This window comes from Daquilactobacillus linshuiensis, from assembly GCF_052828685.1.
In genome coordinates this window covers 292,208-317,947 of the sequence record NZ_CM128255.1, presented here as the reverse complement: position 1 = coordinate 317,947, position 25,740 = coordinate 292,208, and the positions used below count along the sequence as shown (strand labels likewise).

At 30.1% G+C, this 25,740-nt stretch carries 29 protein-coding genes; 4 read left to right on the top strand and 25 right to left on the bottom strand.

From position 1 onward, the window contains the following. Position 1 precedes the first annotated feature (1 nt). The 15 genes from ACUV9F_RS01700 to murB all read right to left on the bottom strand — a co-directional run bounded on the left by ACUV9F_RS01700 (position 2) and on the right by murB (position 17,045). Positions 2-985 (bottom strand): type II secretion system F family protein, encoded by a 984-nt coding sequence (locus ACUV9F_RS01700; RefSeq protein ID WP_446183964.1) that lies wholly within the window; start codon positions 983-985, stop codon positions 2-4. Next, the gene (gene comGA, locus ACUV9F_RS01695; protein ID WP_446183963.1) at positions 978-1,919 is read right to left on the bottom strand and encodes a competence type IV pilus ATPase ComGA; all 942 of its coding nucleotides are present in this window, start codon (positions 1,917-1,919) and stop codon (positions 978-980) included. The genes ACUV9F_RS01700 and comGA overlap by 8 nt, the downstream gene beginning before the upstream one ends. 117 nt (positions 1,920-2,036) lie before the next feature. Then, a complete protein-coding gene (locus ACUV9F_RS01690) occupies positions 2,037-2,768 on the bottom strand; it encodes a YebC/PmpR family DNA-binding transcriptional regulator (RefSeq protein ID WP_446183962.1) in 732 nt (243 codons plus the stop codon). 66 nt (positions 2,769-2,834) lie between these two features. Beyond that, positions 2,835-3,344 (bottom strand): VanZ family protein, encoded by a 510-nt coding sequence (locus tag ACUV9F_RS01685; RefSeq protein ID WP_446183961.1) that lies wholly within the window; start codon positions 3,342-3,344, stop codon positions 2,835-2,837. Between the two features lie 5 nt (positions 3,345-3,349). Next, positions 3,350-4,960 (bottom strand): APC family permease, encoded by a 1,611-nt coding sequence (locus tag ACUV9F_RS01680; RefSeq protein WP_446184335.1) that lies wholly within the window; start codon positions 4,958-4,960, stop codon positions 3,350-3,352. A 40-nt stretch (positions 4,961-5,000) separates the two neighbouring features. After that, a complete protein-coding gene (gene glmS / locus ACUV9F_RS01675; protein ID WP_446183960.1) occupies positions 5,001-6,809 on the bottom strand; it encodes a glutamine--fructose-6-phosphate transaminase (isomerizing) in 1,809 nt (602 codons plus the stop codon). Between the two features lie 179 nt (positions 6,810-6,988). Then, positions 6,989-8,338 carry a phosphoglucosamine mutase gene (gene glmM, locus ACUV9F_RS01670; protein WP_446183959.1) on the bottom strand — a complete coding sequence of 450 codons (1,350 nt, stop codon included), beginning with the start codon at positions 8,336-8,338 and terminating at the stop codon, positions 6,989-6,991. Between the two features lie 32 nt (positions 8,339-8,370). Continuing rightward, entirely contained in the window at positions 8,371-9,405 is a 1,035-nt protein-coding gene (locus tag ACUV9F_RS01665; protein WP_446183958.1) for a CdaR family protein, read from the bottom strand. Continuing rightward, positions 9,405-10,244, bottom strand: a complete 840-nt coding sequence (cdaA, locus tag ACUV9F_RS01660) for a diadenylate cyclase CdaA (protein WP_446183957.1) — start codon at positions 10,242-10,244, stop codon at positions 9,405-9,407. The genes ACUV9F_RS01665 and cdaA overlap by 1 nt, the downstream gene beginning before the upstream one ends. A gap of 52 nt (positions 10,245-10,296) precedes the next feature. After that, positions 10,297-11,367, bottom strand: a complete 1,071-nt coding sequence (locus tag ACUV9F_RS01655) for an ABC transporter substrate-binding protein (RefSeq protein ID WP_446183956.1) — start codon at positions 11,365-11,367, stop codon at positions 10,297-10,299. Then, positions 11,367-12,170 (bottom strand): ABC transporter permease, encoded by an 804-nt coding sequence (locus tag ACUV9F_RS01650; RefSeq protein WP_446183955.1) that lies wholly within the window; start codon positions 12,168-12,170, stop codon positions 11,367-11,369. The genes ACUV9F_RS01655 and ACUV9F_RS01650 overlap by 1 nt, the downstream gene beginning before the upstream one ends. Next, the gene (locus ACUV9F_RS01645; protein ID WP_446183954.1) at positions 12,163-12,981 is read right to left on the bottom strand and encodes an ABC transporter permease; all 819 of its coding nucleotides are present in this window, start codon (positions 12,979-12,981) and stop codon (positions 12,163-12,165) included. Before ACUV9F_RS01645 ends, ACUV9F_RS01650 begins: the two co-directional genes overlap by 8 nt. Further along, entirely contained in the window at positions 12,982-14,061 is a 1,080-nt protein-coding gene (locus ACUV9F_RS01640) for an ABC transporter ATP-binding protein (protein ID WP_446183953.1), read from the bottom strand. A gap of 2 nt (positions 14,062-14,063) precedes the next feature. After that, a complete protein-coding gene (locus ACUV9F_RS01635; protein ID WP_446183952.1) occupies positions 14,064-16,124 on the bottom strand; it encodes a cation:proton antiporter in 2,061 nt (686 codons plus the stop codon). A 27-nt stretch (positions 16,125-16,151) separates the two neighbouring features. Then, the gene (gene murB, locus ACUV9F_RS01630) at positions 16,152-17,045 is read right to left on the bottom strand and encodes a UDP-N-acetylmuramate dehydrogenase (protein WP_446183951.1); all 894 of its coding nucleotides are present in this window, start codon (positions 17,043-17,045) and stop codon (positions 16,152-16,154) included. A 140-nt stretch (positions 17,046-17,185) separates the two neighbouring features. Here murB and ACUV9F_RS01625 point away from each other — a divergent pair, with 140 nt between their 5' ends. Further along, entirely contained in the window at positions 17,186-18,367 is a 1,182-nt protein-coding gene (locus tag ACUV9F_RS01625) for a MalY/PatB family protein (protein ID WP_446183950.1), read from the top strand. A 12-nt stretch (positions 18,368-18,379) separates the two neighbouring features. Further along, the gene (locus ACUV9F_RS01620; RefSeq protein ID WP_446183949.1) at positions 18,380-18,913 is read left to right on the top strand and encodes a 3'-5' exonuclease; all 534 of its coding nucleotides are present in this window, start codon (positions 18,380-18,382) and stop codon (positions 18,911-18,913) included. On the opposite strand, the gene ACUV9F_RS01615 is transcribed toward ACUV9F_RS01620, so the two are convergent. From ACUV9F_RS01615 to ACUV9F_RS01600, 4 genes are read right to left on the bottom strand one after another with little or no spacing between them, the layout of a single operon-like run. After that, positions 18,910-19,362, bottom strand: a complete 453-nt coding sequence (locus ACUV9F_RS01615; RefSeq protein WP_446183948.1) for a GNAT family N-acetyltransferase — start codon at positions 19,360-19,362, stop codon at positions 18,910-18,912. The two genes, ACUV9F_RS01620 and ACUV9F_RS01615, sit on opposite strands and share 4 nt — an antisense overlap. Beyond that, the gene (tsaE, locus tag ACUV9F_RS01610) at positions 19,355-19,813 is read right to left on the bottom strand and encodes a tRNA (adenosine(37)-N6)-threonylcarbamoyltransferase complex ATPase subunit type 1 TsaE (RefSeq protein WP_446183947.1); all 459 of its coding nucleotides are present in this window, start codon (positions 19,811-19,813) and stop codon (positions 19,355-19,357) included. Before tsaE ends, ACUV9F_RS01615 begins: the two co-directional genes overlap by 8 nt. 9 nt (positions 19,814-19,822) lie before the next feature. Next, positions 19,823-20,794, bottom strand: a complete 972-nt coding sequence (pta, locus tag ACUV9F_RS01605) for a phosphate acetyltransferase (protein WP_446183946.1) — start codon at positions 20,792-20,794, stop codon at positions 19,823-19,825. A 15-nt stretch (positions 20,795-20,809) separates the two neighbouring features. Beyond that, positions 20,810-21,487: a uracil-DNA glycosylase gene (locus tag ACUV9F_RS01600; protein ID WP_446183945.1), complete on the bottom strand. Its 678-nt coding sequence runs from the start codon at positions 21,485-21,487 to the stop codon at positions 20,810-20,812. Positions 21,488-21,560: 73 nt separating this feature from the next. On the opposite strand from ACUV9F_RS01600, the gene ACUV9F_RS01595 reads away from it, so the two are divergent. Then, positions 21,561-22,424, top strand: a complete 864-nt coding sequence (locus ACUV9F_RS01595) for a Cof-type HAD-IIB family hydrolase (RefSeq protein ID WP_446183944.1) — start codon at positions 21,561-21,563, stop codon at positions 22,422-22,424. 15 nt (positions 22,425-22,439) lie between these two features. Further along, positions 22,440-22,970 carry a hypothetical protein gene (locus tag ACUV9F_RS01590; protein ID WP_446183943.1) on the top strand — a complete coding sequence of 177 codons (531 nt, stop codon included), beginning with the start codon at positions 22,440-22,442 and terminating at the stop codon, positions 22,968-22,970. A 17-nt stretch (positions 22,971-22,987) separates the two neighbouring features. Here ACUV9F_RS01590 and ACUV9F_RS01585 read toward each other — a convergent pair whose 3' ends face one another. The 6 genes from ACUV9F_RS01585 to ACUV9F_RS01560 form a co-directional block, all read right to left on the bottom strand. Next, a complete protein-coding gene (locus tag ACUV9F_RS01585) occupies positions 22,988-23,368 on the bottom strand; it encodes a hypothetical protein (protein WP_446183942.1) in 381 nt (126 codons plus the stop codon). Positions 23,369-23,400: 32 nt separating this feature from the next. Further along, on the bottom strand, positions 23,401-23,646 hold the full coding sequence (locus tag ACUV9F_RS01580) for a hypothetical protein (protein ID WP_446183941.1): 246 nt from the start codon (positions 23,644-23,646) through the stop codon (positions 23,401-23,403). 42 nt (positions 23,647-23,688) lie between these two features. Next, positions 23,689-24,114 (bottom strand): GmrSD restriction endonuclease domain-containing protein, encoded by a 426-nt coding sequence (locus ACUV9F_RS01575; RefSeq protein WP_446183940.1) that lies wholly within the window; start codon positions 24,112-24,114, stop codon positions 23,689-23,691. Between the two features lie 14 nt (positions 24,115-24,128). Then, positions 24,129-24,329, bottom strand: a complete 201-nt coding sequence (locus tag ACUV9F_RS01570) for a hypothetical protein (RefSeq protein WP_446183939.1) — start codon at positions 24,327-24,329, stop codon at positions 24,129-24,131. Positions 24,330-24,343: 14 nt separating this feature from the next. After that, positions 24,344-24,508 (bottom strand): helix-turn-helix domain-containing protein, encoded by a 165-nt coding sequence (locus ACUV9F_RS01565; protein WP_446184334.1) that lies wholly within the window; start codon positions 24,506-24,508, stop codon positions 24,344-24,346. A gap of 524 nt (positions 24,509-25,032) precedes the next feature. After that, positions 25,033-25,716: a DUF554 family protein gene (locus ACUV9F_RS01560; protein WP_446183938.1), complete on the bottom strand. Its 684-nt coding sequence runs from the start codon at positions 25,714-25,716 to the stop codon at positions 25,033-25,035. Between the last annotated feature and the right edge of the window lie 24 nt (positions 25,717-25,740).

The following is a 25,740-nucleotide window of genomic DNA, read 5'->3' as shown; positions in this document are numbered from 1 at the left end:
TTTAATACATTCCTTCCATCATTCCGTAAACAGGAATTAATATTTTTAAATACGTAATCAAAATTAAAACTGCAATTATTCCAAAAACAAGTGGTTGTAATTTTACCGTTACTTTCTTTAATTCATCCATTGTTTCATCATATTTAAGTTGGGCCAAAACAAGTATTTCATTTCCTAAATCAACATGATTAGCTCCATAAGACAATAAGATATCTAATTCATTAGGTATAAACCTATTATCTTTAATAAAATCAGATAAGCTCACTCCTTTTCTCAGTTCTTTATTTAGCTTAATACGAAGATTTTCATATAATGAATTATTAGAAAAACTCAATTTACAAATATCAGAAACTTTTAAACCATTTTTTATGATAGATCCTATACCAAATAATAAGTTGTACTCACAATATAACTTATAAATTTTACCTACTATGGGTAATTTAATTTTTTGATTAATAGCTTCAAAGCTGCTAGATTTTTTAATTTTTATCAATTTATATATTGAGATAATCACTAATCCACAAATAACCCCAGCCATCACTAAATCAAGTATGTTTAAACAATTACTAAAAAACGATGGCTCATAGTCAAATTTAAAAAACAATTTGATAAAAACAAGAATCACTAACAAGAAGCAAAAAATAAAAATTGGATATAACATCAATAATTTAATCTTCTTTAGTTGTTTATTTTGAATATTTAAAAGTTCTCCAGTTTGTCTAACAATGCTTTTTAATAACCCATTTTCTTCTGCAATACATAATTGAGAAACTATTATTTCAGATAAGCCTAATAATTTGAAACTGTTAGTCAATTTTTCACCATTTTGCAGTTCACATTCAATTTTTTTAAATATTTTAATATACTTGTTATATTTAATTTTTAAACATTTAATAGAACTAGCTATTGAGAAGCCGTTATTTAAAAGTTTCCCAAGTGTAAATAAAATATCTGCTTGCTCATTTTTTTTGATTTTTTTATCCATAACAATATTCTTCAAGTATTTTTTTGTTAATAACATTCTTTTTGTATAAATCATCTAGTAATAATCGCCAATCTTTAAACTCATCTATTTCATTGGAAACTTCAAAATTTTCTTTCAATAAATCTTGTACACAAATTAAATCATTTTTAATCGTTGGAATGAGTCGTTGATAAGAAATAATGTTTAAAACTGATTTTAAAGAGTATTTTTCTACTCCAAACTCTAACATTCTTGTTATGACTGAATACTTTGATTTAGCATGAACAGTCGACATTACAAGATAACCGCTCAATGCAGCTTTTATGACTAACTCAGCTGTTTTCTTATCTCTTATCTCTCCAATAATCAAAACATCTGGTCTTTGACGAAGACTCGATTTAATTAATGACTCATAAGTAATCTTTGCATCATTATTAACTTGAAGTTGGATAAAGCCATCAACATGAATCTCAGTAGGGTCTTCAATACACATTACTGTTTTTGATTTTGAAAGTTCTCTAGCAAGTCCATACATTGAAGTAGTTTTACCAGAACCCATAGGTCCACTAAATAAAATTAGGCCGCTTTTATTTAGTGATGACTTAAAATTTGAAATATCTTGAAATGAAGATTTAGTTTTATAAATAATTCTAATAACTAAAATTTCTTGTCCCAAATAATTACCCACAGAAGAAAGTCTTACATTTGTTTCTTTATATTTAAATGCACCAATTTGAGGCCTTCTTTTTTCACTTATATCCATATTCCCTTGAAATTTAAGATAATTAATCAGCTTATTTCCAAAATCACTATCTATCTCTTTAAAATTTTTTCTAGAATTACTTAATTTAAAACTAATTTGAATTTTTGATTTTATAGGAATTAAAAAAATATCAGATGCAAAATTTAAAATTGCCCTATTAAATAAATTCTCAGTAAATTCTTGAACTTCCACTTTCTCACCTCCATTCTTATAACTAATTACGCAAAATAAAAAAGAATTTCTATAAATAGAAATTCTTTAATCACTTTTTTAATAATAAGAAATGCTGATAATGTATCCCTTAAAATCTTATTCGTCATCTTCTTCAGCGGCTGTATAAACATTTGAAACATCATCATCGTCTTCTAATTGCTCAATCATGTGTTGGAATTGTTCTTTTTTATCAGCAGGAACAGGTGTCGTATTCTGTGGAATCATTGTTAATTCGGCATTTGCCAACTCATAACCTTTAGCTTCCAAAGCGTCACGAACTGCTGTAAAATCTGTTGCTTCTGTATAAATTTCAAATGCTTCATCTGATGTTTGCAAATCATCTCCACCAGCATCCATTACATCTTCAAGCATTTGATCTTCATCTGCATCTGTTGTTGTGCGATCAATTGCAATGTATCCTTTACGGTCGAACATATATGCAACCGAACCAGCCGAACCCATACTTCCACCATTTCTTGTTATTGCAACACGAACTGATGAAGCAGTTCTGTTTTTGTTATCTGTTAATGCTTCAATTAAAACAGCTACACCACCTGGTGCATATCCTTCATAAGTGATTTCTTCATAGTTATCTGCTGAACCACCAACAGCTTTGTCAATAGCTCTTTTAATATTATCTTTTGGCATATTAGCAGCACGAGCCTTATCCATTACCAAGCGAAGTGCAGCATTGTTCGCAGGGTCAGGATCACCACCTTTTGCAGCCATGAATAATTCACGTGAAATTTTTTGGAAAATTTTTCCACGTTTTGCGTCTTGGGCGTTTTTACGACCTTGTATATTGTGCCATTTTGAATGTCCTGACATCTTGCGTCCTTCTTTCTATAATTTAATTATGAAAACCTCCTACATTTTATCAAAAAAAAAGCTATTTTAAAATAGCTTTTTTCTTCTAGTTTTATAAATAATGCTAAAAATTATAATCGTCATTATTATTCCAATCAAAGCACCACAACTATCAATCATTACATCGTCAACTAGTGGTGTTCTTCCACCTGTTAATTGTTGATGAAATTCATCTAAGGAAGCAAGTCCAGTTACACTTAACCATGAGAACATAAACAATGTCAATTTTGATTTTACTTGGCTAAATGTAGCCACCCACAAAGTAGCTCCCATTATAAAATAGCTGCCAAAATGTGCTCCTTTTCGTATTATAAATTCAACAAACTTATAATATCCAACTGTTTGAATTGATTGGTCAGCACCATCATAATGAATATGAAAATTACTCAATAGTCCATATAATGGCTTACTCGTTAAATATTTACTGAATGTTGGAACCATTGTTTGCTGCTTATATGTCATTGAAGAACTAATGAATATAGAAACTAACATTACGATAAAAATTATTCCTGCAATTTTCTCAATTTTTTTAGGCATCTTTCTCACAATTTTTCGTTAATTTTTTTTGCAAAGCTAAAATCTTCTGTTTTATATGCTCCATTTAATCCCATTAAATAAAAAATGTATGAAACAATAATTATCACAACAAAATCCAACGGATAATGTATCCAATTTAAACCACCGAATTCTTTACTTCCTATAATAGACATTATACCTAAGAATAATAATAGATATAGTATCCACAGACTTCCTTTTAATTGCTTTTTAAAATCATTCCATCCAAGTTTATTCTCATAATAAAAATAAATCGGTAAACCTAACAATATAATACCTATCACTTCTATAGTAGTTGGAAATTTTGCCCAATATATTGCTAAAGAAATTATACTAAATGTAATAGGAGCAAATACATTTGCAAATTTCACCTTAAAGGGTCTAACAAACTCTGGAGCAAGTCGTCTTAAAGCAATCAAAATTACAGGTCCAGTCAACATAGCTATTAACATCATGGATGAAATCATGCTTGATAATATCGACCATTTTTTAAAAACAACAATAATGATTATTCCAACAAATAAATTAAATAGCATTGCATTTCTAGGAATACCATATTTTTTATTTTGTACACCTAAAAATTTAGGTAAGTGTCGATTATCAGTCATACTATACAAAGTCATTGCTGTTGAGGTTGTAAATACCACTCCTGATCCTAAAGGCGAAATAAAAGCATTTAGATATAACAATGTAGTAAACCATCCCAAATTTAGTAAAACTGCTAAATTAGCAAATGGCGAAGTAAATGAAACGTTTTGCCATCCGCTTTTTATCAACTCAACGGGTAAGGAACCAATAAAAGTTACCTGTAATGTTATATAGATAACTGCACTAATTGCAAGAGAAATAATTATTGCTCTTGACATATTTTTCTCGGGATTTTTCATAGAGTTGCCTAAATTAATAACCGTTTGAAAAGCATTATACGACAAAATAATACCTGCTGAACTAATAGCAGTAAATATCGGTGCTGTATTATATGGCATAAATTGTTGCAAACTTGCTCCGAAATTCTCAGTATGAAATGAACTCATCATAAACAATAATATCGTTAATATAGGAATCAGCATTTTAAATACAATAACAACATTAGTAAATCGTGACATTAATTCGACAGTCCAATAATTTAACAATGTAAAAATTATCATCATTACAATGACAGCTATCAAACCACTAATAGTAATATCGTCTTGTTTAAAGAATATTTTAGTCCAACTTGCCCACTTCCAAGGCCAAGTACTCATATATTGAATTGTAGCAACTGCTTCAATAGGCAACAATGTCAATAATCCTAACCAATTTGCCCAAGAAGAGATAAACCCTAACAATGAACCATGTGTAAACTGAGCATACCTACTCATTCCACCACCTATAGGAAACATCGAACCTAACTCTACATAAATTAATGCAACACAACCTATTATTATAGCCCCTAATATCCAAGATATAATAGCAGCTGGACCAGCTTCTTGAGCAGCAATTCCTGAACCAAACAGCCACCCAGAACCTATTAATCCGCTTAAAGAAATCATTGTTGTTGAAAATAAACTTATTTTTTTGTTTCGCAAAATAACCGTCCTTTTAAATCTATAACTAATATAATAACATAAATAAAAAAATCCTCTTTCGAGGATTCTTTTATTCTACAGTTACACTCTTAGCTAGATTTCTTGGTTGATCAACATCATTACCACGTTCTAAACTTGCATAATAGGCAAGGATTTGAGCCGGTATAATACTTATTAATGGCTCCAACATCTCATTAATTGAACTTAAGACAATTTGATCACTGTCTTGTTTATATTTTTCATTTGAAATAACCAATACATTGGCACCTCTGGCTTGTACTTCTTTGATATTTCCACGTGTATGTTCTGATGTATTTGGATCATTAATGAAAGCAACAACTGGCGTACCCTCTTCAATCAAAGAAATTGTTCCATGTTTTAATTCACCCGCTGCAAAACCTTCAGTATGAATATAAGAAATTTCTTTTAATTTCAAGGCTGCTTCTAAAGAAACGTCATAATCAACTCCACGGCCAATATAAAATGCATGTGCTTGATTAATAAAGAATTCATGAGCTAATTTTTTTAGCATTTCTTTTTCATCAACCATTGATTGCATTCCATTTGCAGCTAAAGCCAATTCTTCTTTTAAATCTAGTTCTTTAGCTTTTTGACTATTCATTTTTTCTCCTACAGCTTTTGCTAAAACTGCCTGTATTGCAATTTGAGCAGTATAAGCTTTAGTAGAAGCAACTGCAATTTCAGGCCCCGCAAATAACTGCATTTGATAGGTTGATTCTCTCCAAAGTGTTGAATCTTTAACATTTGTAATAGTTAGGGTTGGTAAGTTTAATTCCTTAACTTTAACAAGAACTTGGCGACTATCTGCGGTTTCTCCACTTTGTGATAAGAATATAAAGAACGGATGTTTTGATAGCTTAGGCATATGATATCCAAACTCACTTGCCACTTTTACATCAACAGGTATGTCAGTCATTTCTTCAATTAGAGTTTTACCGACTAAACCAGCGTGATAACTAGTTCCGGCAGCTACAATATAGATTCTATCAGCCTGAGCCATATCATTTACTAACTTTTCTTCAACTTTTACATCATCATTGTTATCAAAATAACTTTCACTTATTTTTCTCATTACAGCTGGTTGTTCATCTATTTCCTTTAGCATGTAATGTTCATAAGTGCCTTTTGAAATATCATCAGGATCTAAATCTACTGTATATGAATTTCTTTGGATTTCATTATCATCTTTGTCAAAAATCGTATAAGAATTTTTTTCTAAAACTACAACTTCTTTATCCATCAATTCAACAAATTGATTTGTCTGTTCAATCATTGCCATGGCATCTGAACAAATAACATTAAAGCCATCACCTAAACCTATTAGAAGCGGGCTCTTATTCTTAGCCACAAATATTTCATCTGGATTTTTTTTATCTACCATACCAAATGCATATGATCCCTTAATTAAGTTAACAGTCTTCTTAAATGCTTCTAACGTTGACATCCCTTGTTTTGAAAAATAAGAAACTAACTGTACCGCTACTTCTGTATCTGTTTGACTAGCAAATTTTACATTTGATAAATATGTATTTTTCAATTCCTCATAATTTGTAATAACACCATTATGAACCAAATAAAATCTCTCATCTTCTGAAAATTGAGGATGAGCATTTTCAACTGTTGGCTTACCATGAGTTGCCCAACGAGTATGACCTATTCCCATTGCGCCATTAACATTACTTGAAATAGCATTTTCTAGTTCTTTTATTTTTCCGACTTCTTTAACTAAAAAATCTTCTTGTCCATTATTTACAAAAATTCCAGCGGAATCATATCCTCTATATTCAAGTTTTTTTAATCCATCTATTAAAATATCCTTAGCATTATTATTTCCTATTATACCTACTATTCCACACATAATTATCTTCCTTTTTAAAATTGGTATAGACAAAATTTTTAAAATCCATCATTTAATAACAAGAATAAATGTACATTCATAGGCGATAATTGTCAACTATTTTTATAATTTCTTTATTTTTGAAATAATTGGTATATACAATAATGCCAAAATAAACAAAAAAATAGAGCTTTCCAGCTCTATTTTCCAATTTCTGATTTAACTACATCAACGATACTATCACAATATTCGTTTACTTTTTCTTCTGTTGAAGCTTCAACCATAACACGTAATAAGTCTTCTGTCCCACTAGGTCTTACTAAAACACGTCCATCGCCAGCCATTTTTTCTTCAACTAATTTTATTGAATCGACTATCTTACTATAGTTTTCCCAACCTTTTTTATCAGTTACAGAAACATTAACAAGTTTTTGTGGATATGTTTTTACTGGGGCTGCAAGTTGTGACAATGTTTTACCAGTTTGTTTCATCACATTCATTAATTGAATTCCTGTCAGCATACCATCACCAGTGTTATGGAATTCAAACAATACTACATGTCCTGATTGTTCTCCACCTAATGAGTATCCATTTTCTCTTATTTCTTCAACAACATGACGATCGCCAACATCAGTTTGAACGGATTTCATATCATTAGCTTCAATAGCTTTATAAAGACCAATATTACTCATTACAGTTGTTACTATTGTATCTTTTTTCAATGTTCCATTGTCTTTGAAGTAGTTACCCAAGATAAACATAATCTTATCTCCGTCAACAATTTCCCCATTTTCATCAATAGCAATACAACGATCGCCATCACCATCAAAAGCTAACCCTAATTGTGCACCTTGTTTAACAACTTCAGCTGCCAATTTTTCAGGATGAGTTGAGCCAACTCCATCATTGATATTAATTCCATCAGGATTATTAGAAATAATATTAAAGTCAACATCTAAATCAGCAAATAAATTACCTGCAATTTTACTTGTTGCTCCATTTGCAGTATCAGCAACTAACTTAATTCCAGACAAATCTCCAGGAACTGTTTGTTTCAAGAATTCAACGTATTTCAAAGATCCTTCTGGATAATTTTCAATTGTTCCTAATCCTTGTGCCGATGGTCTAGGTAGGTCATCTTCTGTTGCATCAAGATATTTTTCAATTTCTAGTTCAGTTTCATCAGCTAATTTATATCCATCTGAACCAAAAAACTTAATTCCGTTATCCTGGGCAGGATTATGAGATGCTGAAATCATGATACCAGCATCTGCATTTTGAGCTTTTACTAGATAAGCAACTGATGGTGTTGTTATCACATCTAAGTTTAAAACTTCAATTCCTACCGAAAGTAGCCCTGAAATTAATGAATATTGAAGCATTTCTCCTGAAATTCTTGTATCTCTTGCAACCAATACTCTTGGTTGTTTTTTTTCAGTATGTTTTGTTAATACATATCCACCAGCTCTACCTAACTTAAATGCAAACTCTGGTTTCAAACCAACATTAGCAATGCCTCTTACTCCATCAGTTCCAAAATATTTACCCATTTTAAAATACCTCTTCCTTAAGAAAAATTGGTTTAATTATTTTTTTCGTCATTATTATTATTTTTATTAGTGTCAGTATCTGGAGAATCATTCTTTTTATCTTCTGTCTTTTTTACTGTTATTTCCACAGTAACAGTTTTTGGATCTGAATCCCAAATCTGATCTTTAAAAACATCAGTAAGTGTTATTGTTTTTTTAGTATCTGACTTAATTTTAGATACATCTATCGGAATACTTAATTCACTTATTCCTCCTAGTGTATCTTCATCACCATATACTTTTACACTTTGAGTATCTAACTTCATGGCATATTCATAGCCATCAACAGGACTACCTGTTTGTTTAGTTGTGAGTGATACTTGTTTACTTGGAATTGTAACTGGGATTGATACGTGCGTTGTCTGTGGATTTAACACTACGTTAACTATTTTACCATCACTATCTAATGCTTGTAATAAAACTTCTTTATCAATATTAGATTTAATATTTTTAGGTAAGTCAACATCAGCGACAACTTGAGCAACTTTTCTTACTTCAGACCTTGGACCAGATACTGTTACAGTATCTGGATTAGCAGTTGGCATAGCAACTTTATAGCCAGATTTTATTGAACTTTTATCAAAAACAATTTGAATTGGAAATACTCTTGAAATTTTTGTTTGAATATTGACAGTTACGTATTCAGGTTTGATATTTGTTTTTATCTCATTATTTAATCCCGTTGTTCTTAGTTTAACTTTATGTTGTCCAACGCCTAAGTTTGTTAAGTCTAAAATAACATGAAAGTTTTTAGTTTTCTTTGTTGTTTCTACTAACGATGATGAACCAGTTAGTTTAACATCAACGGTACTAGGATATCCTGTTACAAAATATTTATCATCATCTACATTCGTTTGAACTTGCACATCTTTAACTGTAACAACTTTAGTTGCAGTTTGCTTAATTTGTTTACTTGCAGCATCTCTTGTTGAAAGTGATCCCGGAGAGCTTACACTAATAAATAACCATATAGCAATGACGAGAGATACAAGAGCGTATGCATATTTACTATCAAAGAAATTTTTCATTATTTCTTACCCCCTTGTCCATCTTTACTAAAAATTGAAGACAAGAGACTACTTTTTTCATTATTAATATTTAATTGAGCATTTAAATATTTTAGATAATCTTCACGTGATAAATTAGTCATCATTTGACCATTTCTTGTGATCATTACTTCACCAGTTTCTTCTGAAACCACAATTGTTAATGCATCAGTCACTTCACTAATACCAACTGCAGCACGGTGCCTTGTACCAAATTCTTTAGGTATAGTATTACTTTCAGATAGTGGTAAATATGCAGCTGCAACTGCAATCTTGTTATTTTGAATAATAACCGCTCCATCATGAAGTGGAGTATTAGGTATAAAGATATTTATTAATAGCGCTCCTGTAACTTCCGATTCAAGTGGAATACCAGTTTCAATATACTCTTCAAGCCCTGTATTCATTTGAATAGTCATTAAAGCACCAATTCTTCTTTTTGACATATATTGAATAGCATCATCCAAACTACTGATTAAGTTTTCAGCAGAAGCATTAGTTTCTTCATTATTACCAATTCCAAAAAATGGTGCACGTCCAATGTGTTCCAAGCCTCGTCTGATTTCAGGTTGAAAAATAACGATACTTGCAATAATTGCCCAACTTAAAACTTGATCCATTAAGTAAGAAACAGTATGCAAGTTTAAAAGCCAACTGAATCCTTTAATAATTAAAATAACAAATATTCCTTTTAGAAGCTGAATGGCTTTTGTACCTTTGATAAGCATTAATAACTTATACAAAGCAAACCACACTACTAAAACATCAATAATGTTAGTCAATGTGGACCAACTAAAAATATCATAATTTAATATGGTCATTGTCTCTCTCCTAACCTATAAAACCCATTATACCAAATACACAATTATTTGATTAATTGGATATCATTTTAAACTCTAAAAATAAATCATTATATTTTTGAATATATTTTTTACCTAAATCGTTATAAACTTGCAAATTATCTAAAGTAGATTTTTTAGGATAGAGTTCTTTATTATCAATTTGCTCTTTATTTATATATTTTTTTGCAAATTTATTAGGAGTTGCATAACCAATATAATTAGCATTTTGAGCAGCATTTTTAGGATCTAGCATAAAGTTAATAAAGTCATATGCGCCCTTTTGATTTTTACTAGTTTTGGGAATAACAATATTGTCAAACCACATGTTACTACCTTCTTTAGGAACAACATATGTCATATTTTTATTTCTATTCATTATCTCAGAAGCTTCACCGGACCATGTAACTGCGACTGGTGCTTCATTATCTTCCATATACATCTTAATTTCATCGGCAACTATTGCTTTTATATTAGGCGACAACTTATCTAAGTGTTTCTTAGCTTTGATTAACTGTGTATCATTTTTTGAATTTACAGAATATCCTAAATCTATTAATGACATCCCCATAATATCTCTAGCAGAATCTACGATTAGAACTTTTTTCTTAAATTGTTTATTCCATAAGTCAGACCACTTTTTTGGCTGAATATTTTCAGGCATTCTTTTATCATAAACAATTCCTAATGTCCCCCAGAAATAAGGAATTGAATACTGATTATTTTTATCAAATGAAAGGTTTAAAAAAGAATTATCAATATTATTTATGCCATGAATTTGTTTCTTATCTAATTTTTTTAATAGTTTTGCACTTTTCATTTTTTGAATCATATAGTCACTAGGTATCGCAATATCGTAATTTGTTCCACCTTGTTTCACTTTTGAAAACATCGCTTCATTGCTATCAAAAGTTTCGTATATAACTTTATAATGATATTCTTTTTCAAATTTTTTAATTAATTTAGGGTCAAGATAATCTCCCCAATTATAAATAATTAATGTTTTAGAATTGGAATCCGTAGTTTTATTTAATTTGATGTTAGCAACAGTAAATACTCCACATAGGCTAAGCAATAAGAAGATATAAATAACTACTTTTTTCATTACATTATTCTCCCTTTCCCTACTCCTACAGATTTCTTATTGCGGACTGATAATAAATAATATATTACAATTAATATCAGTGAGAACACAAAAATCAAGGCAGATAAAGCATTAATTTCTAAACTAATACCTTGTCTAGCACGTGAATAGACTTCCACTGATAAAGTTTCAAATCCATTTCCAGTTACAAAAAATGTTACAGCAAAATCATCAAGAGAATACGTAAATGCCATAAAAAATCCAGTCAAAATACTAGGAAATAAAAACGGCAAAGTTACTTTATTAAATGCTTGAAGATTTGATGCACCTAAATCCTGAGCTGCATCAATCATTGTTTTATTCATTTCCTTTAGTCTTGGAAGAATCATTAAAACAACAATGGGAATACTAAAAGCAATATGACTCAATAAAACTGACATAAATCCCAAACTAAAGCCTAATACAGTAAACAAAATTAAAAAACTCGATCCAATAATAACATCCGGAGAAACTAATAAAATATCATTTAATGATAAATAAGTTGTAATCAATTTTTTTGAGTGCAAACTATCAATGAATAACGCTCCTGCTAATCCAATAATTGTTGCAATTAAGGATGACAAAATAGCAATCAAAAAAGTATTAATCACTATACTTATTAATCGATTATCAGAGAATAATTCATTAAAATGATCCAATGTAAAGCCCTGAAAGCTTCCCATACTATTTCCAGTATTAAATGCAAACAATACTAAATAAGCAATTGGTAGATACAAAATAACAAATAATAAAATTAAATAAACTTTTGAAAAAATTTTATTCATCTACTTTTATACCTACCTTTCTTTTTGAAGATTTAGATGTAATTAATATGATAATAACCATTATGATCACTAAAATTACACCTACAGTGGATCCCATTCCCCAATTCATTGTTGTTAAAAAATGTTCTTCAATTGCCGTACCTAAGGTAATAACACGATTGCCACCAATTAATCTGGTAAGCATAAATAATGATAATGAAGGAATAAATACAGTTTGAACTCCGGTTCTAATTCCATTCATTGTTAAAGGAAGAATAATTTTATTAAACGTTTGAACCTTGGTAGCTCCTAGATCTTGACTTGCCTGTATATAAGTTTTGTCTAGAGCTTTTATCGAATTATAAATTGGCAATATCATAAACGGAATTTCGATATAAGTAGCGACAAATATAAAACTAAAATTAGTAAATAATAATTGCTTAGGAGCCACTCCTAAAAATGACAAAAAAGAATTAACTGTACCATCGTGGCTTAATATACCAATAAAAGCATAAGCCTTTAATAACAAATTAATCCATGTTGGCAATACTACCAATAAAATTAAAAAAGAATCATATTTTGAATTGGCTATAAAATATGCCGCTGGATAACTAATTATTAAACACAAAAAAGTAATTATAAATGCAAATAAAAATGAATTAAATGTCATCTTTAAGTAAGTTATAGAAGAAAAAAAGTTAAAGTAATTACTAAATAAATTTGTGCCTTTGTTAATTGAAAGCGACTGAATAAAGATTAACAAAATAGGAACAATCACAAAAAACAGTATCCAAAAAAAGTAAGGTATGTAAAAGACTTTTTTTCTCATCATTTACTCCTCATAACTTTCTAATCGGGCATCAAATTCTTCTTCAGATTCATTTAAACGCATAACATGAATATCTTCTGGTTCAAAAAATAATCCAATTCCTTTTTCTTCTTTTGCAAAATTAGTTGAATGAATTAACCATTCATTATCATCTTCATCATGTGCCAATATTTCAAAATGATCGCCTCTAAAAGACTGACTATCCACATTAACCACCAATTTTCCATTTTCTTTTGTAGTAATGTCTAAATCTTCAGGACGAATTACAATTTCTATTTTTTCATTTTTAGGAATACCTGCATCAGCACACTCAAATTCTTTACCGACAAATTCCACTAAATAATCATCAATCATTTTTCCTGCAACAATATTACTATCTCCAATAAAATTAGCCACAAAATGATTAATAGGTTCATCATAGATATCAACAGGTGTTCCACTTTGTTGTACAATTCCATCATTCATAACAATTATTTCATCACTCATTGCAAGAGCCTCTTCTTGATCATGAGTAACAAAAATAAATGTAATGCCTAAATCTTGTTGTAATTGTCGTAATTCATATTGCATCTTTTTTCGTAACTTCATATCTAATGCTGATAAAGGTTCATCTAACAATAATATTTCCGGTTCATTAATTATTGCCCGGGCAATAGCTACTCTTTGCTGCTGGCCACCTGATAATTCATCTATCATTCGACCTTCAAAATTTTCGAGCTGCACTAACTTCAATGCTTTTTTTACTTTTTTTGTAATGATTTTTTCATCAATTTTTTTTAATGACAAACCAAAAGCAACATTTTCATAAACATTTAAATGCGGAAAAAGTGAGTAGTTTTGAAAAACTGTATTCATATTTCTTTTATTAGCAGGAAGATTGCTTATATTTTTCCCATTAAAGATTACTTCTCCACTAGTTGGCTGCATAAATCCTGAAATAATTCTTAGAATTGTTGTTTTTCCTGATCCAGAAGGTCCTAAAACTGAATAGAATTTTCCTTTTTCAATTTCTACATTAATGTTTTTCAAAACAACATTATCATCAAAAACTTTAGTTACATTTTTTAATTCTAAAAGAGTCATATCTACTCCTCTAATTCAATATTCATTGAATTTTCCGCATAATTAATTTTTGTTCTTATATTTGAAGCTGTTTTTCGAGAGATCTTTCCTTGCTCAAGTAAATTTAAAACTGCTACTCTTTGTTCTGACAATACAGCAGTTCTTAATATATTTACCTGTTCTTCGTAATCTTCAATAACTTTATCCACATGCTTCAAAGTCTCTACTCTACGACGATAACTCGAAGCTAGTTGATAAACAAGATTTTGGTTGTATTTTTTTTCAGTTTCATTTAAATACTCAGATAATTTTTTAATAGCGTGCTTAGCTAGCTCTTTTTCATAAATTTTTGCTTCGTGCATCATTTTTTTATGTTTTTTGGATTCTAGTTTAAAGTATTTTTTTAGTCGTCTTAAGTTTAGTATTAACGAACTTATCATTAAACTCCAAATCGATATAGAACGATTATCCTTATTAAGATTAATTTTTTTCAATATTTTGTTAAGACGTTTAGACTCATACTTAAAAATATCTTCACTAATATCACTTTTTTTATGAAGATCATTAAGTTTTTGAAGCTCAGCATTTAAAGTAACCGCATGCAATTCCATATTTTGACGTAATAAGTCCGAAACTCCATTTATTGAACTTTTACTTAGTTCATACGTAGCCAATATTCGTTCGTATTCAGAAATCAAATCAAGAGTGGCTTGTTGATTGTCTTGTCTGCGCTGCCCTTCTAAATATTGAATGGCTATTTTTGTAATATAAATTTCAGCATTTGTTTGTGATACTAAGCCTTGATTATTTTCATCACTATCTTCATCTAATGAACTACCACGATAATGAACAGGACTATTATTTTTAGAAATTAAAGGTATAAAAATGGTAGCTGAAATCAAACTTAAAATAATTACAACACTAGCAATAAATAACACCAGTGTTCTTTTGGGAAAGGGACTTCCATAATCTATAACTAACGGCAATGATAAAACACCAATCATAGTAACTGCACCACGTACTCCTGACAGTCCACTTAAAATCGCCATTTTAAGACTTGCACGTTTTTTTCTAGAGAATAGATCATATATAAAAGACCAAGCAGTTCGCACTAATAATACAGCTAGCCAAACTACAATGGCGTAGCCAATTGCCAAAATTGTACTGTGTTCAGAAACAATGATACTTCTCATAGCAGAAGGCAACTCAATACCTAAAATCACAAAAACAATACCATTTAATACATATACAAATAAATTCCAAGTTTTAGTTGTGACAATTTGTAATTCTGACGAGTATACAGAAAATCTCTTATTACTTGAACCCATTTTGAATATTCCACCGACTACTACTGCCACAACACCTGAAGCATGAAAAACTTCTTCAGAAATAAAATAAATTAAAAATGGCGTTATTATTCTAATAATTGTATGTAATGTACTATCGTCAATTCCTTGTTGATAAATAAACAACTCTAAGATATCAATTAACCACATTATGAATAAACCAACTAAAGCTCCGACAATACTCATATAAAAAAAATCAACGACCGCAGCCTGTAAAGAAAAAACACCAGAAACGGTTGCTGCAACCCCATATTTAAAGCATATTAATCCTGAAGCATCATTGATTAGACTTTCACCACTTACCAAATGCATTAAGTTGCTAGGTAGCTTGGCTTTTTTAGAGATTGACTGCACCGCAATTGGATCTGTAGGTGCTAAAATTGCTGCTAATGCAAAACTTGTTGCCCAGGGAATATTAGGAACAATTAGATGAATAATTCCACCAACTAAAAAAGTCGAAATAATAACTAAAACAATCGCATTTGCTATTATTGGCTTTTTCATTGTCCAAAGTTCTTTTTTAGGGAACCGACTCCCATCATAAAATAAAATTGGCGCGATAAATAATAACATAAACCAATCAGTCTCAACTGAAATCTTAACTTTAAACAAAAGAGCCACAACGAGTCCTAGAGATATTTGTATCAAACTTCCCGGAATAAACACAACATAATGTGAAATAACGTTTGATAAAACAACAAGAGTGATTAAAAGCAAAATCACTTCCATAATTGCCATCTAATCACTCCCATCTTTTTTATAAATTTATTTATCTTCACCAATAATTCTAACTTCTGTTTCTAAATCAACATCAAATTTTTCCTTGATAGTTTTTTGAATTAACTTAATTAATTCTAAATAATCAGTAGCTGTTGCAGTATGATTTCGATTAACAATAAATCCTGCATGTTTTTCAGAAACTTGTGCTCCACCAACCCAGTGGCCTTGAAGTCCTGCTTTAATAATTAATGGACCAGTAAAGTGACCTTTTGGACGTTTAAATACACTTCCACATGAAGGATATTCTAAGGGTTGTTTAGATCTACGTAGCTCATTTAGTTCATCCATTTTTGCTTGAATTACGTCATGTTTTCCAGGTGTAAGTGCAAATGTTGCACTAATAACAATTCCACCGTTTGATTGAACAGCACTCATTCTGTAACTAAAGTTCATATCATTATTACTAAAAATAACAATCTTACCATTAGGCATTAAAATTTCAGCAGATTCAAGACACTCTGAAATTTCACCACCATAAGCACCGGCATTCATAAATACCGCGCCACCAACACTTCCTGGTATACCTGCAGCAAATTCAAGTCCTGATAGACTAAATTTACTTGCAACTTTAGTAGTTTCAATAATTGTTGCACCAGCTTCAGCAGTGATGTTTTGACCTTCTACCTCAATATTTTTAAATTCTGGTAGAATGATTACCATTCCACGAATTCCACCATCTTTAATAATCAAATTACTAGCATTTCCAATAACTGTAATTGATATATTCTCATCATGACAGTAATCTACGAGGCTAATCAATTCCTCACGATTTTTAGGAAACGCTAAAGAATCAGCCGGTCCACCTGTTTCTGTAAATGTATACTTACTTAATGGTTCATTTTTTAAAATTTTAATCTTTGAAATATCAAAATTAGACAACTTAAAAGCCTCAAATCTATATATAGTTTATATTTAATTTTAACATAATCTACTTTATAGAACATTTTCAAACTTCCATATTTAACAATTGTGTTAGAATTTTATTGTTAAATACTAATTAAGAAAAGAAGTAAGTAATTATGTATGATTTTGATGAAATTATTGATAGAAAAAATACTAATTCTGTTAAATGGGCAGCAACAGGCTCACGTTATAATAACCCTAATATTTTACCGATGTGGGTTGCTGATATGGATTTTGCCACACCAAAACAAATTGTTGAAGATCTAAAAAAGACCGCAGAAAATTCAATCTTTGGTTATCCTCTACCACCAAATGAAAATAAAGAATTGATTAATGCAGTTAAAATTTGGTTAAAAAGACGTAACGAATGGAAAATCAATTCTGAAGAAATTGGCTTTTCAAATGGGGTAATTCCCGCATTATCATTGGCGCTTAAGTCAGTTACCGAGTTAGGTGATTCTGTGATATTACAAACTCCTTTTTATGGACACTTTAAAACATTAATTGAAGATTCTCATAGAACTCTTATAAATAATCCTGTTATTGAAGACCAATATGGGTATCAATTAGATTTTGAAGATTTTGAACAAAAAATAATTGATAATAATGTAAAAGCCTTCATTCTTTGCAATCCTCATAATCCAACAGGTAGAGTTTGGAGTGAAAATGAACTTTTACAACTAGCCAAAATCTGTAAAAAACACAACGTATGGATTTTATCTGATGATATCCATAGTGACTTAGTTCTTCCTGGATATAACTACCAACCTCTCGCAAAGATATGTCCAGAATATAAAGATCATATTGTAACTTTTAAATCTGTATCCAAGACATTTAATCTTGCTGGATTACAGTCAGCTTATTACATTACAACAAATAACGAACTTCTTAAAAAAATGGATATGAATAGAAACGAAAGCTTTCAGCCTAAAATGCTTAATACATTTGCAACTGCAGCTATGATTTCCGCATATCACTTTGGAGAGCGCTGGTTAGAAGAAGTTCTTAAATACATTGAAACTAATTATAATTACTTAGACTCTTTTATCCAAAAAAATCTTCCTAAAGCTAGAGTCGCAAATCTTGAAGCAACATATTTATCATGGATTGATGTATCATACTTAGGGATTACAGAAGAAGAATTAAAACAAAAGCTAGATAATGCAGGTTTAGGTGTTGAAACTTCTTCAGAATTTGGTATTACTAGTCCTAAAAGATTATATATAAGAATCAACATTGCTACTCAAATGAGCAATTTACAAATTGGCTTACAAAGACTAGTAGAAGCCTTAAATTAAGAGGAGATATATATGGATTTTATTTCGATGGATTTTGAAACCGCAAATCGCTATCGCTCAAGTGCATGTTCAATTGCGCTGGTTATGGTTCGCAATAATGAAATAGTAGATAGTTTTTATTCACTTATTAATCCACAAGACCAATTTGATTACAGAAATATTCAAGTGCACGGCATACATCCAGAAGATGTAAAAAATGCTCCAACATTTGATCAAGTTTGGAATCACATATATCCACTTTTTGACGCTAATCATTTAGTCGCAGCGCATAACGCTTCATTTGATAATAGTGTATTAAAATCTACATTAAATTCTTACAAAATAAATGTTCCTCATTATCTTACAATAGATACAGTTAGAACAAGTAAGGCATTTTATCCAGATTTTCCTAACCACAAACTTAATACAGTATCTGAGATGTTAGATATCGATTTAAAGCAACATCATAACGCTCTATACGATAGCGTTGCATGCGCTGAAATACTGTTACATACTGCTAATGAATTTGGATTTGAAAGACTAAAAAAGATGATTAAGTTAACTTAATCATCTTTTTTTAATTCCATTTTTAAAATATTGTCATTTTTACTTACAGTAATAAATCCAAATTTCTCATATAAATGAATTGCAGATTCATTTTTTAAATAAACTTCAAGCCATATCTTTTCTAAATTTGATAGATTTAAAAACCAATCTATTGTGTCTATCATTAACTCACTGCCAACGCCAAAATTCCAAAATTCTTTGTCAACGACAATGCCTAATTCGCCATTATCAATATTACTAAAACCAATTATTTGATCATCATTGATTGCTACTACTAAATTATCAGTTAAGGAATCATAGATTTTAGCGATATTTACTTTCATATCTTCATCTGAAACATTAACTTCTGGTACTTCTAAGAATGGATAGTTCTGAATTTTTTTATAAAAGTTGACCAAATTTATAGAATCATCTGGTATTGCAGGTCGTATTATTAATTCATCACTCATTTTTTGATACCTCTTTGACTATATCTTCATAATGAGCACCTGTTGCAGTTAATTCTATTGATCTTGAATTATCACTGATTTTATTAATTTCTATTTTTAAATATTGATCAGGTAAAAGATCCAAAATAAACTCTGACCATTCAATAACAGATATCCCGTCCCCTCCAATGTACTCATCAATTCCTACTTCAAAAGGATCCGAAAACTCCAAACGATACATATCCATATGATATAAAGGAATACGTCCGTCTAAATATTCTCTTACTAAAGTAAACGTTGGGCTTTTAACATTTTTATTAATTTCTAAACCTTCCGCGATACCTTTAGTAAGAGTTGTTTTACCTGCTCCTAATTCTCCATCAAGCAAAACAACATCCCCAGCTTGTAGAGATGTTGCTAGTTTACTTCCAAAATTTATTGTCTCTTCTGCGTTATTTACTATTTTTTTCATATAATCATATTAAATCAATGTTTGAGCAGCTGTCAAAATTGAAACCTTATATACATCTTCAGCATTAGCACCACGAGATAAGTCAGAAACTGGTTTATTCATTCCTTGCAAAATTGGTCCTATCGCTTCAAAACCACCCATTCTTTGAGCAATCTTGTAACCAATATTTCCAGCTTCAAGTTCTGGGAAAATAAATATCTTAGCATTACCAGCAACTTTAGAATCTGGAGCTTTTGATTTAGCAACACTTGGCACAAAAGAAGCATCGAATTGTAATTCGCCATCAATTTCCAAATCAGGATCAAGTTCATGAGCAATTTTGGTTGCTTGAGCAACTTTATCAACTTCGTCAGACTTAGCTGAGCCTTTAGTTGAAAAACTCAACATGGCAACTTTTTGATCAATATCAAATAATTTAGCTGTATTTGCAGCTTCAACTGCTATTTCAGCTAATTCTTGAGCATTAGGATTAATATTTATAGCACAGTCAGCAAATAAATATCTTTCATCACCCTTTTGCATGATAAATGAACCAGCAGTTCTTGATACACCAGGTTTTGTCTTAATTATTTGTAATGCCGGTCTAACAGTATCTCCAGTTGGATGAGCAGCACCAGATACAAGTCCATCGACTTTATCCATATAAACAAGCATTGTTCCAAAGTAATTAGGATCTAATAACATAGTCTGTGCTTGTTCAGCTGTGTTCTTGCCCTTTCTTCTTTCGACAAATGCAGTAACCATCTCGTCAAATTCTGAATAATTATTAGGGTCAATCATTTCGATTTTTGAAACATCAAAACTTAGCTCTTCAGCTTTTTTAACTATTTCTTCTTTTTTTCCTAATAATACAGGCACTACGATTCCTTCTTGTTGCAACTTAGCAGCAGCTTCAATAATTCTAGGATCGTCACCTTCTGGTAATACTATTCTCAAGTTCTTACCATTAATTTTAGTTTTTAAAGTGTCAAATAAATCCATCATCATTCCTCCAACTTATACTTTTTTAGGTAATTGCCAATCTATTGGTTCCATCCCATATTCTACCAGTAATTCATTAATTTTGGAAAACGGTTTCGTTCCAAAAAAACCTCGATGCGCTGAAAAAGGGCTAGGATGCGCTGAACTAATTATTTTATTCTTGCTTTGATCAATTAAAGAAGTTTTAGCTTTAGCCGAATTACCCCATAAAACAAAAATCACATGACCTCTATCAGATAATTTTTTTATAGCAGCATCAGTTAAATTTTCCCAACCTTTATTCTGATGAGAATTAGGCTGATGTTCTCTAACAGTTAAAACAGTGTTTAACATTAATATGCCCTGTTGTGCCCAGGATTTCAAATAACCATGATCAACTGGTTCAATTCCCAAATCGCTATATAATTCTTTATATATATTTTGCAATGAAGGCGGAATTTTACAACCCGGAGCAACAGCAAAACTTAATCCAATGGCCTGATTAGGGCCATGATAAGGATCCTGTCCCAAAATCACTACTTTAGTATCTTTAAATGAAGTCCAAGAAAAAGCTTGATAAATATTATGCATATCAGGGTAGATAGTTTGTGTTTGATATTCATTTTTTAAAAAATTATGAAGTTTTTTATAATAATCTTTTTCAAATTCAGGTTGTAAAACATCCTGCCAATCATTATTAATAAATCTATGCATATCTCTAACCACCTAAATTAAATATATATGATAAAATTCTACATGTATAGAATAACATTTGGAGGAATATTTTTTGATAAAATTAATCGCTTCTGACATGGATGGAACTTTACTAAATGATCAGATGGAAGTTTCAGATAATAATGCAAACGCAATAAAAGCAGCACAAGATTCAGGTATAGAATTTTTAGTTGCCACAGGAAGAGGAATTAAAGAAGCTCGACCATTTTTTGAATATGCACATATCAATTCAGGATTCATTACATTAAATGGTGCTGAAGTATTTAATACCAAACAACAAGTAGTTGATACTCACAAAATAAAACCAGCACTAGTAAAAAAAATCACTGACAAATTCAGTAACGAAGATATTTATTTTGAATTAATTACTAATAAAGGGATTTTTTCGAATAGTTATGACAAGCGACTATCAAGTGTTGCCGATTTAATGATTCTTTTGAATCCAGGTCTTACAATGGCAGAAGCCATGAAGATTTCTGAAGAAAAATTAAAATTAATGACAACCAACTATATTAATTCTTATGACGAAATTTTGGGCAATAATGATTACGACATATTAAAAGTGATTGCCTTTGATTCAAGAGGACGTGATTATTTAAAAGATCTAATTGCAAAAGATAACGAAGATGGTAATTTGGTTGTTACATCCTCATCAGTTAACAATATCGAAATTAATGATAAAATGGCTCAAAAGGGATTGGCATTATTAGACTACGCAAAGCATCAAGGCTATAAGCCAGAAGAAATTATGGCAATCGGAGATAATTTAAACGATTATTCAATGATTAAAATGGCTGGAGTCGGAGTTGCAATGAAAAATGCCATTCCAGAAATAAAAGAAATTGCCAATATGCAAACAGATACAAACGTAAATGATGGAGTTGCCAAAGCAATAAAAAAAGCTATAAATCTCTAAAAAAGAGGCTAGACTATGGAGTTTTATTTAGAGTTCAACAGTGCAACTACAAAAGTTGTATATGATAATGAATATAAAGCTAAATATATAATTCATAAAAATAAAAACTCACTAGTATTAACAGATTTAAAACAAAACACACTTGGAACTATTAAAAGTGTCAATTCGATGTTAGATACTTATGAGTTTTTAATACCAGATGAAATCTCCGGTCGATTTGTTGTGCTATCTTATTTTGCTAACAACTTTATCTATATACCAAAGTTACAAATGTTAGTTGGTGGAAATACAAAGAAGTTTACCTTTTTAATTAGAAAAGGAACAAAAAAAATAGCTACCACACAGTCCATTTTATTAAAAAACGGACCTCATATTTCAATCAATATATCAGATAAAAACAATGTATATTTAATAATTTTATTAATAGAGTTATTTGATCAGATAGGATTTATCAGCGATAAAGATAAACGAAATCAAAAAAACAAAAAACGCAAAAGTAAAATTATATTCAATAATTTTGAATGCACAGAAAAAGACGAGTTATGAACTCGTCTTTTTTTGAACTAAAACCATTTTTTACGTAATTCCTTTAAAAATTGGGGAGAAATATCATAACCATTTTTTTCAGGAATTACAGCATCAATATCACAATAAGGACAAATTGCAGTCTCACCATCATCTGTCCATTCATTAATTCTTGAAGTTTCAAAAATATCTAGGCAATAACAACATCCACATAATGCAACTTTGTCTAAATATTGTTTATTATATCTTGTTAATTCATGTTCATCTTCTTTTTTAGGGAGAGACAGAGAAAGATAATAATACGAATCATCATCCAAAATAAATGTATATAGAGGAATACCAAAACCATCATTTTTAATACTTTTCATTAAAATTTTAATGAAAAATTCTACTAAATCGGAATCAACGTCCTCACTCATTTCATCATTTTGAGGTATTATCCATAGACTACCTATACTTCAATTTTATCCATATACAGTGCAATTGACATTGTGTAATCGCAAAAGTCAAATGATGCTTCAAATATACTATATGGTCTTACCTCGTCAATTTCTAACTCAAGGTCATCGGGTGCATCACCACACGTAATAAGCATGCGTCCTTTTATCTTTGCTGATCTATCAATATCTTTTCTAAAAGATCTATTTTCTTCTAAATATTTTTCAATATCATAAAATAATGATCCTTTTTTTAACATACTTTTTCCTTATCGACTATTATAATTCTTTTTTTTATTGAGTTACATTTTCAAAAACTTATCTCTGGATTTATTAGAATCTTCCAATTTAAACATTTTGATAAAACTTTGATAATCATCTAATCGTTTATCTGGTATCGGTGTCAGTGCTTCTTCAGGCTGAATATCCACACGATTTAATCCCCATTTTCTTAACACATTAAAAAATTCATCTGAAATACGAATATCACGTTCTCGAATTTTATCAAGACCCCAATCATTTTGCTCTTTAGAGAGGTTGAGCAAAATTTCTATTTTGGATTTTTGATAACTTTCTTGTTTTTTAGTGAAATAATTATTGCTAGCTATAATATTAAGTTTCTTTTGCAACTCACGAGATTTCAAAGCACGTGGCATAATTAGTTGACCTCGAGTGCCAGTAATCAAATCAGGCTTTATTTGTTTTTTCTGAATATTCTTTGAATCCATAACGAATATAATTCTCATTCGCCCAGATGATATTTTTTTGTTCTCGTTGTCGAAGTAGTACGTTCAGTCAACAAAATATCAAGGATATCTGGCATTGTTTCGCGTAGCAAATTTTCTTGAATATTTGCCGCACTGATATTTTCAATTACGTTATCACGATTGTTAGTTAATTCTGTTCTTTTTTCTAACACAGGCAAATAACCTTCGTCTTTCATTTCTTGATATTACTTTATCCTAAATTGATGTTGTCGCCAATATCAACTTCCAATGTTTCTGCAATTTTCATCAAAGACACTAATAATGCCACTGGCTTGTTTTTATTGAACTTAGCGATGACATTTCCACTTACCCCAGTTGAATCACGTAATTGTGTTTTATTCATCTCTTTATTAATCAGTAATTTCCAAGGGTTTTTATAAGTAATAGATACGTTCTTACCTCAGCTTTTATACTGTTCTATTTTTTAACTTTTAATTCGCATTATATCACGATATACAAATATCATTTTAAAGTATTTATAATTTAAAAATTCCTCTCCCTCTTTCGAATAAACAAAAGACCTCATGATGAAATCCTGTGTGAAATTAAAAAGTCTCTCAATCCACAAGATCAAAAATGTCCATATTATCTTTTTTTACGATATATCTGGTTATTTTAAATGAAATCAACTGAAAATAGTTTATTTATTAAAACTTCCCGAAAATCATCAGACAACTTGAATAAATAACGCTTATTATCAACGAATCCTTTATTTTCAAACAAGGTTAGTACTTTTTAACTTGCTCAATAATTTTGATTCATTTTTTATCACAAATATTTTTCTCCAAAATAATTTTTAAGAAATAAAAAAGAGATTAAGTTAATTCCTTAATCTCTTAAATAATTTATAGTCATATTTTTTAAATATGAAAAATTCCTTTAATTGCGAAGAAAATAATTGGAATTAATAGCGATGGCATCATATTTGCAGCTTTTAAATCTTTTAATTTTAATAGATTTTAATAGACTTAGGCCTGATGCAGCAACCATAAATCCACCCAGAATTGCTATTTCTGTGATAAAGGGGTCACTCAACCATCCTCTAGCAAAAGTTGAAATTAAAATTATTAAAAACTGGAAAAGAAAGATAATTGGTGCAGTAATCATTATACCAATTCCATCAGCTGCGGCTAGTATAATAACCATTACAAAATCTAAAGATGAATTAACAAATAAAAATGTAAAATTATGCGATGTAGCAGCCATAATAGCACCTACAATTGGTAAAGCACCTAAAGTTGATAGAATAACTTCAGTAACAATAGATTTTGATAATCCTTCAGACTTTCCTGCAGTTAATTTATTTATTTTCCCTTCTAGATCCCACCATGTAACTAGTACTGTTCCTAACACAAGTGAGATTATAAATGAGACTGCGTATTGTGATTTTTGCATGTACACAACTACACTCTCAAATCCAACACCAAATGCTATGAATCCCAGAATAGATAGTAAAATGTCTTTATAACTACCATTCATTTTCTTTCCTATAAGATTGCCAAGTATTGAATCTATTACGATTCCACCTACATCTGCAAAAGTTCCAGTTAAACTTTGTATCATTATTTCTCTTTAACCTTGTTATCA

Bases quoted from the DNA above. Each gene is read 5' to 3' on its own strand.
- ACUV9F_RS01700 (WP_446183964.1), bottom strand. From the start codon at position 985: ATGGATAAAAAAATCAAAAAAAATGAGCAAGCAGATATTTTATTTACA.
- ACUV9F_RS01690 (WP_446183962.1), bottom strand. From the start codon at position 2,768: ATGTCAGGACATTCAAAATGGCACAATATACAAGGTCGTAAAAACGCC.
- ACUV9F_RS01685 (WP_446183961.1), bottom strand. From the start codon at position 3,344: ATGCCTAAAAAAATTGAGAAAATTGCAGGAATAATTTTTATCGTAATG.
- glmS (WP_446183960.1), bottom strand. From the start codon at position 6,809: ATGTGTGGAATAGTAGGTATAATAGGAAATAATAATGCTAAGGATATT.
- glmM (WP_446183959.1), bottom strand. From the start codon at position 8,338: ATGGGTAAATATTTTGGAACTGATGGAGTAAGAGGCATTGCTAATGTT.
- ACUV9F_RS01665 (WP_446183958.1), bottom strand. From the start codon at position 9,405: ATGAAAAATTTCTTTGATAGTAAATATGCATACGCTCTTGTATCTCTC.
- cdaA (WP_446183957.1), bottom strand. From the start codon at position 10,244: ATGACCATATTAAATTATGATATTTTTAGTTGGTCCACATTGACTAAC.
- ACUV9F_RS01655 (WP_446183956.1), bottom strand. From the start codon at position 11,367: ATGAAAAAAGTAGTTATTTATATCTTCTTATTGCTTAGCCTATGTGGA.
- ACUV9F_RS01650 (WP_446183955.1), bottom strand. From the start codon at position 12,170: ATGAATAAAATTTTTTCAAAAGTTTATTTAATTTTATTATTTGTTATT.
- ACUV9F_RS01645 (WP_446183954.1), bottom strand. From the start codon at position 12,981: ATGATGAGAAAAAAAGTCTTTTACATACCTTACTTTTTTTGGATACTG.
- ACUV9F_RS01640 (WP_446183953.1), bottom strand. From the start codon at position 14,061: ATGACTCTTTTAGAATTAAAAAATGTAACTAAAGTTTTTGATGATAAT.
- ACUV9F_RS01635 (WP_446183952.1), bottom strand. From the start codon at position 16,124: ATGGCAATTATGGAAGTGATTTTGCTTTTAATCACTCTTGTTGTTTTA.
- ACUV9F_RS01625 (WP_446183950.1), top strand. From the start codon at position 17,186: ATGTATGATTTTGATGAAATTATTGATAGAAAAAATACTAATTCTGTT.
- ACUV9F_RS01620 (WP_446183949.1), top strand. From the start codon at position 18,380: ATGGATTTTATTTCGATGGATTTTGAAACCGCAAATCGCTATCGCTCA.
- ACUV9F_RS01615 (WP_446183948.1), bottom strand. From the start codon at position 19,362: ATGAGTGATGAATTAATAATACGACCTGCAATACCAGATGATTCTATA.
- tsaE (WP_446183947.1), bottom strand. From the start codon at position 19,813: ATGAAAAAAATAGTAAATAACGCAGAAGAGACAATAAATTTTGGAAGT.
- pta (WP_446183946.1), bottom strand. From the start codon at position 20,794: ATGGATTTATTTGACACTTTAAAAACTAAAATTAATGGTAAGAACTTG.
- ACUV9F_RS01600 (WP_446183945.1), bottom strand. From the start codon at position 21,487: ATGCATAGATTTATTAATAATGATTGGCAGGATGTTTTACAACCTGAA.
- ACUV9F_RS01590 (WP_446183943.1), top strand. From the start codon at position 22,440: ATGGAGTTTTATTTAGAGTTCAACAGTGCAACTACAAAAGTTGTATAT.
- ACUV9F_RS01585 (WP_446183942.1), bottom strand. From the start codon at position 23,368: ATGAGTGAGGACGTTGATTCCGATTTAGTAGAATTTTTCATTAAAATT.
- ACUV9F_RS01580 (WP_446183941.1), bottom strand. From the start codon at position 23,646: ATGTTAAAAAAAGGATCATTATTTTATGATATTGAAAAATATTTAGAA.
- ACUV9F_RS01575 (WP_446183940.1), bottom strand. From the start codon at position 24,114: ATGGATTCAAAGAATATTCAGAAAAAACAAATAAAGCCTGATTTGATT.
- ACUV9F_RS01570 (WP_446183939.1), bottom strand. From the start codon at position 24,329: ATGAAAGACGAAGGTTATTTGCCTGTGTTAGAAAAAAGAACAGAATTA.
- ACUV9F_RS01560 (WP_446183938.1), bottom strand. From the start codon at position 25,716: ATGATACAAAGTTTAACTGGAACTTTTGCAGATGTAGGTGGAATCGTA.